The organism is Streptomyces cellostaticus, from assembly GCF_023630175.1.
Lineage (GTDB): Bacteria > Actinomycetota > Actinomycetes > Streptomycetales > Streptomycetaceae > Streptomyces > Streptomyces cellostaticus_A.
In genome coordinates this window covers 19700-32638 of record NZ_JALLIN010000024.1, presented here as the reverse complement: position 1 = coordinate 32638, position 12939 = coordinate 19700, and the positions used below count along the sequence as shown (strand labels likewise).

At 70.2% G+C, this 12939-nt stretch carries 12 protein-coding genes; 4 read left to right on the top strand and 8 right to left on the bottom strand.

Annotation, left to right across the window (positions count from 1 at the left end; all coding sequences use genetic code 11):
* Nucleotides 1-105 precede the first annotated feature (105 nt).
* Nucleotides 106-441 carry a histone-like nucleoid-structuring protein Lsr2 gene (locus tag MXD57_RS16860; protein WP_199211446.1) on the top strand — a complete coding sequence of 112 codons (336 nt, stop codon included), beginning with the start codon at nt 106-108 and terminating at the stop codon, nt 439-441.
* Here MXD57_RS16860 and MXD57_RS16855 read toward each other — a convergent pair.
* Entirely contained in the window at nt 420-1112 is a 693-nt protein-coding gene (locus MXD57_RS16855; protein ID WP_250402279.1) for an SCO3374 family protein, read from the bottom strand. The genes MXD57_RS16860 and MXD57_RS16855 overlap by 22 nt on opposite strands.
* A gap of 430 nt (nt 1113-1542) precedes the next feature.
* Here MXD57_RS16855 and MXD57_RS16850 point away from each other — a divergent pair, with 430 nt between their 5' ends.
* Nucleotides 1543-4068, top strand: coding sequence for an ATP-dependent Clp protease ATP-binding subunit (locus MXD57_RS16850; RefSeq protein ID WP_250402278.1), 2526 nt, complete (start codon nt 1543-1545; stop codon nt 4066-4068).
* A 76-nt stretch (nt 4069-4144) separates the two neighbouring features.
* On the opposite strand, the gene MXD57_RS16845 is transcribed toward MXD57_RS16850, so the two are convergent.
* Entirely contained in the window at nt 4145-4780 is a 636-nt protein-coding gene (locus MXD57_RS16845) for an HAD family acid phosphatase (RefSeq protein ID WP_250402277.1), read from the bottom strand.
* Nucleotides 4781-5334: 554 nt separating this feature from the next.
* Between MXD57_RS16845 and MXD57_RS16840 the strand changes: the two genes are divergently transcribed.
* Complete coding sequence (locus tag MXD57_RS16840) at nt 5335-5886, top strand: M23 family metallopeptidase (protein WP_250402276.1); 552 nt, start codon at nt 5335-5337, stop codon at nt 5884-5886.
* 1 nt (nt 5887) lies between these two features.
* Here MXD57_RS16840 and MXD57_RS16835 read toward each other — a convergent pair whose 3' ends face one another.
* Nucleotides 5888-6487 (bottom strand): TetR/AcrR family transcriptional regulator, encoded by a 600-nt coding sequence (locus tag MXD57_RS16835; RefSeq protein ID WP_250402275.1) that lies wholly within the window; start codon nt 6485-6487, stop codon nt 5888-5890.
* 121 nt (nt 6488-6608) lie between these two features.
* Between MXD57_RS16835 and MXD57_RS16830 the strand changes: the two genes are divergently transcribed.
* The gene (locus tag MXD57_RS16830) at nt 6609-8183 is read left to right on the top strand and encodes an MDR family MFS transporter (protein WP_250402274.1); all 1575 of its coding nucleotides are present in this window, start codon (nt 6609-6611) and stop codon (nt 8181-8183) included.
* A 132-nt stretch (nt 8184-8315) separates the two neighbouring features.
* Here MXD57_RS16830 and cseC read toward each other — a convergent pair whose 3' ends face one another.
* The 5 genes from cseC to MXD57_RS16805 form a co-directional block, all read right to left on the bottom strand.
* Nucleotides 8316-9668, bottom strand: a complete 1353-nt coding sequence (gene cseC / locus MXD57_RS16825; RefSeq protein WP_250402273.1) for a two-component system sensor histidine kinase CseC — start codon at nt 9666-9668, stop codon at nt 8316-8318.
* Nucleotides 9669-9680: 12 nt separating this feature from the next.
* A complete protein-coding gene (cseB, locus tag MXD57_RS16820) occupies nt 9681-10385 on the bottom strand; it encodes a two-component system response regulator CseB (protein ID WP_250402272.1) in 705 nt (234 codons plus the stop codon).
* Nucleotides 10386-10428: 43 nt separating this feature from the next.
* Nucleotides 10429-11034, bottom strand: coding sequence for a hypothetical protein (locus MXD57_RS16815; RefSeq protein WP_250402271.1), 606 nt, complete (start codon nt 11032-11034; stop codon nt 10429-10431).
* 35 nt (nt 11035-11069) lie between these two features.
* Nucleotides 11070-11609: a SigE family RNA polymerase sigma factor gene (locus tag MXD57_RS16810; RefSeq protein WP_250402270.1), complete on the bottom strand. Its 540-nt coding sequence runs from the start codon at nt 11607-11609 to the stop codon at nt 11070-11072.
* A gap of 275 nt (nt 11610-11884) precedes the next feature.
* Entirely contained in the window at nt 11885-12760 is an 876-nt protein-coding gene (locus tag MXD57_RS16805; protein ID WP_250402269.1) for an A/G-specific adenine glycosylase, read from the bottom strand.
* Between the last annotated feature and the right edge of the window lie 179 nt (nt 12761-12939).

The following is a 12939-nucleotide window of genomic DNA, read 5'->3' as shown; positions in this document are numbered from 1 at the left end:
CGGTTTGCTTTCCGACGTACTGCAGTACTGCATATAACAGGGGCGGCGAAACGGCGGGCGCCGCACACACCCTGGCCCTCAACGTTATCGATGAAAGGAAATCCGGTGGCACAGAAGGTTCAGGTCCTTCTTGTCGACGACCTCGACGGCGGCGAGGCGGACGAGACGGTTACGTTCGCGCTGGACGGCAAGACCTACGAGATCGATCTCACGACCACCAATGCGGACAAGCTGCGTGGCCTTCTCGATCCCTATGTGAAGGGTGGTCGTCGTACCGGAGGCCGTGCCGCGGGCGGACGCGGAAAGGCGCGCGCCGCTTCCGGTGGCAACCAGGACACGGCGGCGATCCGCGCCTGGGCGAAGGAGAACGGTTACGAGGTCAACGACCGCGGCCGCGTTCCCGCGTCCATTCGCGAGGCCTACGAGAAGGCCAACGGCTGACTTCCCCGGCAGCGGGGCGGCCGGGCGTTCGCGCGCCGCAGCCGGACGCGGTGGCAGTGCGTCGCCAGCGTGTCCACCAGCCGCATCAGATCGGGGGCCCCGGTCGGGCCCCCCACGGCCGGCAGCGCCGGCAGCGAGGCCTCGGCCTCACCCCCCGGCCCGGGGGGCCGCAGCCACACGGCGGCCCCCTGCGCGGGAACGGAGCCGCGCCCGGCCGCGGAGGCCCGCTCCGGCGCAGGCGTCCCCGAGCGGGCCTCCGCGGGTCGTGCGGGCGCCTCCATGAGGCCACCCGTGCCCAGCGCCCGCAGGTCGAGCGCGATCCCGCGCCACTCCAGCCACTCCAGCACCTCCGGCAGCTCCTCCGCGCTGCCCGCGGCCACCAGCAGCCGCATCCGTTCGTCCCACAGGGCCACCGGGGAGCCCGGCCCGAGGTGGCGGAGCGCGCGGGCGCCCGCCTCGGCCGGCACGTCCAGGACGTCGAAGCGGACCCCTGTGACCAGCATCGGCGGCCGTCCGGGCACGGTCGGCCAGCCCAGCTCGTTCTCGTACCAGTGCCGGACCCCGGCCTCCGGGCCGTCCGGCACCCCGCCCGCCCGCGGACCGGGCGGGGCCGGATCGAGCGGACGACGGGGAAGGGGGACCGATGAGGTCACCGGGACCGAGCCAGCCATGCCAGGTGCAACCGCCGAACGGGGCCCCTGGTTACGCTGGGCGCTCCGTCCGTCGCGTGGGGTGCGCGAAAAGGGGACGCGCGGGGCCACGGGCAGCCGCAAGGTTGTTCGCCCATAGCGGAGGGAACCGGTGGACCCGGCATGGAGTGTCCGTCCCAGCGGGTAAGACATGCCTAGTGGGAGGGGGCGACACGCAGGACGGGCCGTCTCACGTTCGCCATCGGCGTACTGGCGACTGGGGTAACTGCCTGGCCTGCGGGAACATCGTCTCGCACCATCGGGTTGGGACAGATGTCGGCGTTCGGGGTCAGGAGGCCATCGACGGTGTCGGCAGTTGGAATGAGCGGTCCCCGCTTGCGGGACTAAGCTGCGGAAGGACAGGGAGGGGAAGTTCCCCCCACTGCCTGACCGCTCTGAGGAGCGATTAACGATGTTCGAGAGGTTCACCGACCGCGCGCGGCGGGTTGTCGTCCTGGCTCAGGAAGAAGCCCGGATGCTCAACCACAACTACATCGGCACCGAGCACATCCTCCTGGGTCTCATCCACGAGGGCGAAGGTGTCGCCGCTAAGGCCCTGGAGAGCCTCGGCATTTCGCTTGAGGCGGTCCGCCAGCAGGTGGAGGAGATCATCGGCCAGGGCCAGCAGGCCCCGTCCGGGCACATCCCCTTCACTCCCCGTGCCAAGAAGGTCCTGGAGCTCTCGCTCCGCGAGGCCCTTCAGCTGGGCCACAACTACATCGGCACGGAGCACATCCTGCTCGGCCTGATCCGCGAGGGCGAGGGCGTCGCCGCCCAGGTCCTGGTCAAGCTGGGCGCAGACCTCAACCGGGTGCGGCAGCAGGTGATCCAGCTGCTCTCCGGTTACCAGGGCAAGGAGACCGCCACCGCCGGCGGGCCTGCCGAGGGCACCCCCTCGACGTCCCTGGTCCTCGACCAGTTCGGCCGGAACCTCACCCAGGCCGCTCGTGAGTCCAAGCTCGACCCGGTCATCGGGCGCGAGAAGGAGATCGAGCGGGTCATGCAGGTGCTGTCCCGCCGTACCAAGAACAACCCGGTGCTGATCGGTGAGCCCGGCGTCGGCAAGACCGCCGTCGTGGAGGGCCTCGCCCAGGCCATCGTCAAGGGCGAGGTGCCCGAGACCCTCAAGGACAAGCACCTCTACACCCTGGACCTCGGCGCGCTGGTCGCCGGCTCCCGCTACCGCGGTGACTTCGAGGAGCGCCTGAAGAAGGTGCTCAAGGAGATCCGCACCCGCGGCGACATCATCCTGTTCATCGACGAGCTGCACACGCTGGTCGGTGCGGGTGCCGCCGAGGGCGCCATCGACGCGGCCTCCATCCTGAAGCCGATGCTGGCCCGCGGTGAGCTGCAGACCATCGGTGCCACCACCCTGGACGAGTACCGCAAGCACCTGGAGAAGGACGCGGCCCTCGAGCGCCGCTTCCAGCCCATCCAGGTCGCCGAGCCGTCCCTGCCGCACACGATCGAGATCCTCAAGGGTCTGCGTGACCGGTACGAGGCCCACCACCGCGTCTCCATCACGGACGAGGCGCTGGTGCAGGCGGCCACCCTGGCCGACCGCTACATCTCGGACCGCTTCCTGCCGGACAAGGCGATCGACCTGATCGACGAGGCCGGTTCCCGGATGCGCATCCGCCGGATGACCGCGCCGCCGGACCTGCGCGAGTTCGACGAGAAGATCGCCGGTGTCCGCCGGGACAAGGAGTCCGCGATCGACTCGCAGGACTTCGAGAAGGCCGCCTCCCTGCGCGACAAGGAGAAGCAGCTCCTGGCCGCCAAGGCCAAGCGCGAGAAGGAGTGGAAGGCCGGCGACATGGACGTCGTCGCCGAGGTCGACGGCGAGCTGATCGCCGAGGTCCTCGCGACCGCCACCGGCATCCCGGTCTTCAAGCTGACCGAGGAGGAGTCCTCGCGGCTGCTCCGCATGGAGGACGAGCTCCACAAGCGGGTCATCGGGCAGGTCGACGCCGTCAAGGCGCTGTCGAAGGCGATCCGCCGGACGCGTGCCGGTCTGAAGGACCCGAAGCGCCCCGGTGGTTCGTTCATCTTCGCCGGCCCGTCCGGTGTCGGTAAGACCGAACTGTCCAAGGCCCTCGCCGAGTTCCTCTTCGGTGACGAGGACGCGCTGATCTCCCTCGACATGTCGGAGTTCAGCGAGAAGCACACGGTGTCGCGTCTGTTCGGTTCGCCCCCCGGCTACGTGGGCTACGAGGAGGGCGGCCAGCTCACCGAGAAGGTCCGCCGCAAGCCGTTCTCCGTCGTCCTGTTCGACGAGGTCGAGAAGGCCCACCCGGACATCTTCAACTCGCTGCTGCAGATCCTGGAGGACGGTCGCCTGACCGACTCCCAGGGCCGGGTCGTGGACTTCAAGAACACGGTCATCATCATGACGACCAACCTCGGCACCCGGGACATCTCCAAGGGCTTCAACCTGGGCTTCGCGGCCCAGGGCGACACGAAGTCCAACTACGAGCGCATGAAGAACAAGGTCTCGGACGAGCTCAAGCAGCACTTCCGTCCCGAGTTCCTCAACCGCGTCGACGACGTGGTCGTCTTCCCGCAGCTCACGCAGGAGGACATCCTGCGGATCGTCGACCTGATGATCAGCAAGGTGGACGAGCGCCTGAAGGACCGGGACATGGGCATCGAGCTGTCCCAGACCGCCAAGGAGCTGCTGTCCAAGAAGGGTTACGACCCGGTGCTGGGCGCCCGGCCGCTGCGCCGCACGATCCAGCGCGAGGTCGAGGACACGCTCTCGGAGAAGATCCTCTTCGGCGAGTTGCGTCCCGGGCACATCGTCGTCGTGGACACCGAGGGCGAGGGCGACTCCCAGACCTTCACCTTCCGCGGCGAGGAGAAGTCGGCGCTGCCCGACGTCCCGCCGATCGAGCAGGCGGCCGGCGGTGCCGGGCCGAACCTGAGCAAGGACGCGTAACCCTCCGGGGTCACGACGGACGAAAGGGGCTGCCCCGGGACCGAGGTCCCGGGGCAGCCCCTTCTCCGTTCCGCCGTCAGGAGAGCTGGCCGCCGTAGTCCGGCAGCTTGTACGTCCTCTCGGCATGGCCGCCCGAGAGGTCCGTGGCGCTGTTGCCGATGTTCGCGACGATCGTGTAGCCCTGCTTCTCGATGTCCACGCGCTGGGCGGTCTTGTAGGTGGCGACGTTCTTGAAGAGGTCGACCAGGCCGCGTACGTACAGGCCGGACACGTCGTAGCCGTCGTGTTCGAGGTTGTACTCGGTCGGCCAGTAGAGGATGCCCGGGCGGGCGGTGACGAAGAAGAGCCGGACGCCGTGCTCCTGGGCGTACCTGGCGACGTTCAGGACCGGCTTGTTGGCCGGCTGCGGGTAGCTGAAGCCGAAGTCGGTCTCCAGGGTGGTGTTGTCGATGTCGAAGACGATCGCCTGCTTCTCGCCCGGTCCGGCGGCGGCGATACGGTCCTTCAGATAGGGCAGGGCCTGGTCCATCACGGCCTGGCAGTCCTTCTGCCAGGTGGCGTAGTCGACCTTGGCGGTCGCGGCCGCGGCGGTGGCGGTGCCGCCCGTGCTCGTGGCCGACCCGGCCGCCTCGGCGGGGGCGGCGAGCGCGGCGAGCGCGGCCACGGTGACGGCGGTGACGGATGTACGGCGCGCCCAGGGGCGTCTGGTCATCGGTGGGGGTCCTCTCACGTCCGTACTGGAACGCCCAGAACGGTGGACTGTCAGGGGCATGATCAGTGCTGAGGATGGCGCGAGAGGAACCGTAGGGTTACTGAACGGTAGTCCGATAGGGGTCTGCGTCACATTTCCCGGTCCGGGTGTGGATGCCTGACACAGTGTCAGGTCCCCGATGCGCCCCGAATCGCCAACTTCCCCACCGGCCGGGGGAGTAGTGCGCGTCACATCCGGACGCCTCCACGGCTCCCCGTACGGTGACAAGCCGCACAGGGGAAATGTCCGGTACGGCCCGGGTTAGTGCAATCTCCTATAGGGACAAATTGTGGCATTCGTGCCGTCGCGTGACGGGAAAGCCGCAGGTCGGCGAGGTGATGTCCGAAGCGTTCATCTCTGTCAACAAGTGGGAGCTTTTGAAGTCATCTACTACGTACAGCCGTAGAAGCGGGGCTTTGTGAGGGGCTGGGGTGGTGGGTTACCAATGAACGGCCGACGCGGCGAACACCCGTACGTCGCACGGTCCCTCTGCTTCCTAGCCCCACGAGGTTTCGATGTTCCAGCGCTTCACGTCCCGTTCTTCGCGTACGTCCTCGCTCCGCACCCGCGTGGCCGTCCTGGCTGCCGGCATCGGCGCCACGGCCGTGGTGGGAACCGGGGTCGCGAGCGCGGCCACCCCGTCGGCCGGCTCCTGGGTCGACCCGGTGAAGAAGTACACGCTGTCCGCCAGCTTCATGCAGAACGGCAGCCACTGGGCGCACAAGCACAGCGGTCAGGACTTCGCCGTCCCGACCGGTACCGAGGTTCTCGCGGTGCACGGCGGCACCATCGTCAAGGCCGGCCCCAACGGCGCCGGTGACGGCCCCGCCTACGGCAATGCCGTCGTCATCAAGCACGGCAACGGCACGTACTCGCAGTACGCGCACCTGTCCCGGATCGACGTCAAGGTCGGCCAGGTCGTCAAGACCGGTCAGCACATAGCCCTTTCGGGCAGCACCGGCAACTCCACCGGCCCGCACCTGCACTTCGAGATCCGGACGACCCCGAACTACGGTTCCGCGGTCAACCCGGTGGCCTTCCTGAAGGCCCACGGTCTGAAGGTCTGATCTACCGCTCACCGCGGGCGCCTCGATGCGCCTGCGTGACGAGATCCACGGCGACTTCGAGGACGGCCGCGCGCTTCTTCTCGAAGTCGCCTTCCAGGTCCTGCAGCACGAACATCCCCGCGTGCAGCGTGAACAGCGCGCTCACGCTGCGGACCTGGTCCACGAGCCGGGCGTCCGGGTCGATGATGATGTCCCTGAGGCCGCGCATCCGGTCCTTGAAGGACTCGCCGATGCGCAGTTCCCGCACCGTCGCCTGGTTCTCCTGCATGAACCGGAAGAGCGGCTCCGCGCCGGCCAGCGCCTCGCTGTAGCGCCGCACGATCTCCTGCTTGGTCTCCAAGGTGTGCGGCTGGCTGCGGCCCCACTCGATCAGGTCCTCGATCGGCTGCGTCAGATCCTCGAAGAGGCTGACGATGATCTCTTCCTTCGTCTTGAAGTGGTAGTACAGCGCTGCCTTCGTGACGTCGACACGCTCGGCGATCTCGCGCAGGGAGGTCTTCTCGTAGCCCTGCTCCGCGAAGAGTTCGAGCGCCACGTCCTGGATGCGCTGGCGGGTGTTGCCGCGGCGCTGCTGCTTGGTGCCGTCCATGGTGACGCCCATCCTCGTACTCCTCACGCTCCCGCAAAACTTACTTGACGCCCGGCTAGTGACGGGTCTACCTTCCCCCACTGTAATGAACTAGCCGGGCGGCAAGTAAGAGGCCCTCGGGGGAGTGGGAGAGATGGCGGACACGCAGGCGGTCGCGGCGGACCGGAAACAGCCCGGGCAACCAGGGGCGAAACAGGAGAAGCAGCCCAGGAGCGTACGGGTGGTGCTGCTCGCGCTCATGATCGCGATGATGCTCGCGATGCTGGACAACATGATCGTGGGCACCGCGATGCCGACGATCGTCGGTGAGCTCGGCGGCCTCGAACACCTCTCCTGGGTCGTGACCGGATACACCCTGGCCACCGCGGCGGCGACCCCGATCTGGGGCAAGCTCGGCGACATGTTCGGCCGCAAGGCCACCTTCCTCAGCTCGATCGTGATCTTCCTGATCGGCTCCGCGCTGAGCGGCATGGCCCAGGACATGGGCCAGCTCATCGGCTTCCGCGCCGTGCAGGGCCTCGGCGCCGGCGGTCTGATGGTCGGCGTCATGGCGATCATCGGCGACCTGATCCCGCCGCGCGAGCGCGGCAAGTACCAGGGCATGATGGCCGGCGTCATGGCGCTGGCGATGATCGGCGGCCCGCTGGTCGGCGGCACCATCACCGACAACTGGGGCTGGCGCTGGTCCTTCTACATCAACCTGCCGCTCGGCGCGGTCGCGCTCGCGCTGGTCAGCGCCGTGCTGCACCTGCCGAAGAAGCGGTCCAAGGCCGGCATCGACTACCTCGGCGTCCTCCTGCTGACGGTCGGGATCACCTCCATCGTGCTCGTCACCACCTGGGGCGGCACCGAGTACGACTGGACCTCCGCGCGGATCATGGAGCTGATCGGCATCGGCGTGGCCGCGCTGGTCGGGTTCGTGTTCTGGCAGACCAGGGCCGCGGAGCCGGTGCTGCCGCTGCACATCTTCCGCAGCGGCAACTTCACCCTGATGTCGGTCATCGGCTTCATCACCGGCTTCGTGATGTTCGGCGCCACCCTCTTCCTCCCGCTGTACCAGCAGGCGGTGCAGGGTGCCTCCGCGACCAACTCCGGTCTGCTGCTCCTGCCGATGCTCGGCGCGATGCTGGTGACCTCGATGGTGGCCGGCCGGGTCACCACCGGCAGCGGCCGCTACAAGGTGTTCCCGATCACCGGCGGCGTGCTGATGATCGTCGGGCTGTACCTGCTGTCGCTGATGGACACCGACACCACACGGCTGACCTCCGGCCTCTACATGGCCGTGCTCGGTGCCGGCATGGGCTGCCTGATGCAGATCACCATGCTGGTGGCGCAGAACAGCGTGGAGATGAAGGACATGGGTGTGGCGTCCTCCTCCACCACCCTGTTCCGTACGCTCGGCTCCTCCTTCGGTGTGGCCGTCATGGGCGCGCTGTTCAACCACAGGGTGCAGGACGTCATGTCGGAGAAGGCCGGCGCGCTGGGCTCCAAGGTCACCGAGACGTCGGCGCAGCTCGACGCGGCGAGCCTGGCGAAGCTGCCGGTGCAGGCGCGGGAGGCGTACCAGCACGCGGTGTCCGCCGGCACGCACTCGGCGTTCCTGCTGGGCTCGGTGATCGCGGTCGTCGTGCTGATCGCGGCGCTGTTCGTGAAGGAGGTGCCGCTCAAGGGCGGCCCCCAGAAGCCCGAGGTGACCGAGGCCGTCTGAGCCCCTCCCGGTCCCGAGGCCCCGGCGGTGTCCGCCCCGGGGGCCTCCATCGTGTCCGGCGTCAGCCCTTGGGGCCCGTTGCGGGAGTCCCGTCGTCCGCCCGTGGGGCGGGCGGGACTCCCGCAACAGGCCCTAACGCCCCCCGGACAGCGGGAGCATGGGATGACTGCCGGTGTTGGTGGGCGCGTGCTCCGGGAGCCACAGGACGGCCACCGCGCCCTCCGCGGGGATGTGTCCGGGGGCCCCGGCCGGGCGTACGTTGCGGAAGGTCAGCCGGGCGCCCAGCACCCGCGCCTGGCCGGCCGCGATGGTCAGGCCCAGGCCGTGGCCCTGGCCGGCACGGTCCCTGCTGCCGGTGCGGAACCGGCTGGGTCCCTCGGCGAGCAGGCCCTCGGGGAAGCCGGGGCCGTGGTCGCGGACCCGGATGACCCGGCCCTCGACGGTGACCTCCACCGGCGGCCTGCCGTGCCGGGCGGCGTTGGCCAGCAGGTTGAACAGCACCCGCTCCAGACGGCGCGGGTCGGTGGTCACCTCGGACTCGTGCACCACCCGCACGGTGACGTCCGGATCCTTGGCCGCGACCCGCCGGGCGACGAACTCGCCCAGCATGAGGTCCTGGAGCTCGGCCCGTTCCGAGGCGCCGTCCAGCCGGGCCACCTCCAGTACGTCCTCGACCAGGGTGCGCATCGCCTTCGCCCGGTCCAGCACCAGTTCCGTGGGGCGCCCCGGCGGCAGCAGCTCGGCGGCCGTCAGCAGACCCGTGACCGGGGTGCGCAGCTCGTGCGCGATGTCCGCGGTCACCCGCCGCTCGGCCTCCAGGCGCTGCCGCAGCGCGTCCGCCATGGCGTCCACCGCGCGCGCGAGGTCGTCGGTCTCGTCCCGCACGACTCCGCCGATGGCCTCGCGCACCCGTACGTCCGTCTCGCCCTTGGCGACCCGGCCCGCGGCGGCCGCCGCCTTGCGCAGCCGCCGCGAGAGCTGACCGCCGATCAGCACGCCGAGCGCGCTGCCGCCGAGCACGACCGCGATGGAGCCGATGACCAGCGCCTGGTCGAGGTCCTTCATCACGTCCGTGGAGCGGTCCGGGAAGTTGCTGTGCAGGGAGAGCACATGGCCGTCCTTGACCGGCACGGCCGCCCAGATGTCCGGCCCGGTGCCGCGGTCGCTGACGTAGCTGGCCCGTCGGCCCTGCCTCACCTTGTCGCGCAGCGGGGGCGGCAGCTCCGGGTCGTCGATCCTGATGCTCGGGAAGTTCGGCCGTCCGCCCAGCTCGTAGTTGCGCTGCGCGATCTGGACCCGCGCGTTGGCCAGGTCACGGGCGTTGTCCAGCATGGAGACCCGGGCCGCGTTGTGCACGACGAGGCTGAGCGCGATCGCCACCAGGCCGGCCACCAGCGCGATCGCCGCGCTCAGCTTCCATCTCAGTCCGCTCCGCAGCCCCGCCCGCTCCACGCGCCGCATCGGGCGCCGAATGATCCCCCGCATGTCCCGCTCCGCTCAGGCCCTCAACTTGTAGCCGAACCCGCGGACCGTCTCGATCCGGTCCTGGCCGATCTTCTGGCGCAGTCGCTGCACATGGACGTCGACGACCCGGGTGTCCCCGCCCCAGCCGTAGTCCCAGACCCGCTCCAGCAGCTTGTCGCGGGAGAGCACCGTGCCGGGCGCGCCGGAGAACTCCAGCAGCAGCCGCATCTCCGTCGGGGTCAGCGCCACCGGGCGTCCGGCCCGGCGCACCTCCATGCCCTCGGTGTCGATCTCCAGCTCGCCGAAGACCAGCGGCCCGCCGTCCGGGTCCGCCGCGGCCGCGGAGCCGGGCGCGGCCCCGCCGGCGTGCCCGAAGCGCCGCAGCACCGCGCGGATCCTGGCGACCAGGACGGCACCGTCGAACGGCTTGGTCACGTAGTCGTCGGCCCCCGCCTCCAGGCCGAGGACGACGTCGATGGAGTCGGCGCGCGCCGAGAGCATGATCACCGGCACCGTCGACTCGTCCCGGATGCGGCGGCACAGGCTGACGCCGTCCAGGCCCGGGACCATGACGTCGAGCAGCGCGATGTCGGGCCGGTCGGCCCGGAAGGACTCCAGCCCGGAGAGCCCGTCCGGCATGGCGGTCACCGCGAAGCCGTCCCGCTCCAGGGCGAGCTGGGTGGCCTCGCGGATGACGTCGTCGTCCTCGACGAACAGGACGTGGGTCTGGTCTGCCATCCCGGTGCTCTCAGTCCTCGTGTGCTTGCGTGCTCGTGGTCGGTCAGTTGTCCGTCGCGGGGGTCGGGTCCCCGCCGACGGACTTGCTGTAGTCGTTGTGGACGGGCTTGCCCTGGGCGAAGCGCCCCGCCTTCCACTCGTAGGGGATGACGTCCTCACCGGACGGGCGGGAGATCGGGTCACCCCTGCGGTACACCTGCCGGGTCACGGTCAGGACGCCCTGGACGATCTCCGCGTAGACCGGCGACTCCTCGGACCGGAAGACGTTCCGGTACGCGCCGTGCTCGGCCCGGTACACGTACGAGCCGACGCCCACCGCGTCCGCACAGGTCAGCACGTTGACGACGACGTCGCTCACCGTGCCGCCGGTCAGGTCGCCGTAGGACACGTCGACCGGGTAGTCGTCGCCGTTGCACGGCTTGAGGTCGCGCTTGACCGAGGCCGAGACCGCGGGGTCGTGCCGCAGCAGCGCCACCGCGTCCACCCGCCGGTAGGCGCCGGACGGACTGGGCGGCGGTGAGGCGACGGCGCCCGCCATCGCGGAGGCGTGCGCCGGGCCCTCGTCCCGCGCGCCGGTCCCCCCGGTGCCGCAGGCGGCGGCGAAAAGGGCGAGGGCGGTGAACGAGGACGTTGCCGCGATCACCGCCATTGAACTGCCTGGGGCCCGTTCGGGCCCGGCCCCGGTCAGGCCGCGCAACGCTCCCGCTCCTCACGCTCCAGCGCGCGTGCGTCCAGATCGCGGGCCTCCAGCTCCTCGCGGAGCCGGGCGAGCGCCCGGTGCAGCGTGCTCTTGACCGTACCCGCCGACATACCGAGGGCGGCCGCGGTCTCCTCCGTGGACATCTGCTCCCAGTGTCGCAGCACCACGACACTGCGCTGCTTCGGAGCGAGCACCTTCATGATGTCCATCAGCAGGGCCCGGTCGGCGTGCTGCTCGGTGGCGTCCTCCACGGACGGCTCGGGAAGCTGCTCGGTGGGGACCTCCTCCAGCTTGCGCGCCCGCCACCACTCGGTACGGGTGTTGATCATCACCCGGCGCAGATAGGCGTCCGCGAGCCGCTTGTCGGCGATGCCCTCCCAGCGGCCGTAGGTCCGCACCAGGGCGGTCTGCAGCAGGTCCTGGGCGTCGACCGGGTCCGGGACCAGCCGGCGGGCGCTGCGCAGCAGCGCTTCCTGCCGGGTGCGGACGTACTCCTCGAACTCGAGCACCTCACCCTGCGCCATGATGGACCGCCTCCGTTCCCCGTGTACTTCCGGCTCCGTGCCCGAAGTCCCGCCGTGCTGCCTGCCCGTTGGTCGGCCGGGCACGGGAAGAAAGCTACGGAGCGGTTGTCACGAGGCTGTGCGCGGCAGCCTGCGGCCGGCAATCGGCTGTCCGTCGGTTGTGTAACGGAAGTAGGCAGGGGGTAAGGAACGCGGCGCTTATGTCCCGCTATTCAGCGTTTCGTCGGCCGGGTGGCTTCGTAACGAACGCCCATCGGCCGTGACTTGGCCGTGGGTCAGGTCAGCGGCAGCCGGTACAGGCCGCCCGGCAGCGGCTCCACCAGACCGTCCGTGACGAGCCCGTCGAGCGCGCGGGCGCGTTGCACCGGCTCGTGCCAGACCCGGTCCAGTGCCGTCTGGGGCACCGGCGCGTGCGCCTCCCGCAGCACGGCGAGGAGCTTGCCGCGCACCTGGCGGTCCGTGCCCGCGTACGTCTGGCCGCGGCGCGGCGGGCCCTCGTGCTCCGGCTTGCCCGCGAGCCGCCACGCGCACTGCGCGGCGATCGGGCAGCGCGGGCAGCCCTCGTTCTTCGCGGTGCACACCAGTGCGCCCAGCTCCATGGAGGCGGCGGCCCAGCGCGCGGCCGTCCCCTCCTCCTCCGGCAGCAGTTCCCGGGCCAGCCGCCGCTCGGCGGCCGTGGTGGCGTTCGGCGGATAGCGCACGCCCGTCACGGCGCGCGCGAAGACCCGGCGCACGTTCGTGTCCAGCACCGGGTGGCGCTGACCGTAGGCGAAGGAGGCGACCGCCGCGGCCGTGTACTCGCCGATCCCGGGCAGCGCCAGGAGCTGCGCGTGGTCGGTCGGTACGTCACCGCCGTGCCGTTCCGTTATGGCCGCGGCCGCTCCGTGCAGCCGCAGGGCGCGGCGCGGATAGCCGAGCCGGCCCCAGGCGCGCACCGCCTCTCCGGGAGCCTCCTTGGCGAGGTCGGCGGGGCGGGGCCAGCGTTCCATCCACTGCTCGTACACGGGGAGCACCCGGCTCACCGGCGTCTGCTGCAGCATGAACTCGCTGACCATCACGCCCCAGGGGCCCGCATCCGGGCGGCGCCAGGGGAGGTCGCGGGCGTGGGAGTCGAACCAGGCGATCACGGGAGCGTGCAGCTTCTCAGTCATGGCCTTCCGATCCTGCCACGGCTCGGCGGGTTGCGGCCGACGCCGGCGCGGTAGCGGAGCGTCGCGTCGCGTTCGCACTGGGTGAAGAACCCTTTCGTCCGCGGCAGTTGCCGGGATGATGATCCGGAAAAGTTGTGCTCCGGGCGGCGGGTGGCGCGAGCGGGAGCGGTGATCTCTCG

Excerpts from the sequence above, each read along its gene's own strand:
- MXD57_RS16855 (WP_250402279.1), bottom strand. The coding sequence starts at position 1,112 with ATGGCTGGCTCGGTCCCGGTGACCTCATCGGTCCCCCTTCCCCGTCGT.
- MXD57_RS16850 (WP_250402278.1), top strand. The coding sequence starts at position 1,543 with ATGTTCGAGAGGTTCACCGACCGCGCGCGGCGGGTTGTCGTCCTGGCT.
- MXD57_RS16845 (WP_250402277.1), bottom strand. The coding sequence starts at position 4,780 with ATGACCAGACGCCCCTGGGCGCGCCGTACATCCGTCACCGCCGTCACC.
- MXD57_RS16840 (WP_250402276.1), top strand. The coding sequence starts at position 5,335 with ATGTTCCAGCGCTTCACGTCCCGTTCTTCGCGTACGTCCTCGCTCCGC.
- MXD57_RS16835 (WP_250402275.1), bottom strand. The coding sequence starts at position 6,487 with ATGGGCGTCACCATGGACGGCACCAAGCAGCAGCGCCGCGGCAACACC.
- MXD57_RS16830 (WP_250402274.1), top strand. The coding sequence starts at position 6,609 with ATGGCGGACACGCAGGCGGTCGCGGCGGACCGGAAACAGCCCGGGCAA.
- cseC (WP_250402273.1), bottom strand. The coding sequence starts at position 9,668 with ATGCGGGGGATCATTCGGCGCCCGATGCGGCGCGTGGAGCGGGCGGGG.
- cseB (WP_250402272.1), bottom strand. The coding sequence starts at position 10,385 with ATGGCAGACCAGACCCACGTCCTGTTCGTCGAGGACGACGACGTCATC.
- MXD57_RS16815 (WP_250402271.1), bottom strand. The coding sequence starts at position 11,034 with ATGGCGGTGATCGCGGCAACGTCCTCGTTCACCGCCCTCGCCCTTTTC.
- MXD57_RS16810 (WP_250402270.1), bottom strand. The coding sequence starts at position 11,609 with ATGGCGCAGGGTGAGGTGCTCGAGTTCGAGGAGTACGTCCGCACCCGG.
- MXD57_RS16805 (WP_250402269.1), bottom strand. The coding sequence starts at position 12,760 with ATGACTGAGAAGCTGCACGCTCCCGTGATCGCCTGGTTCGACTCCCAC.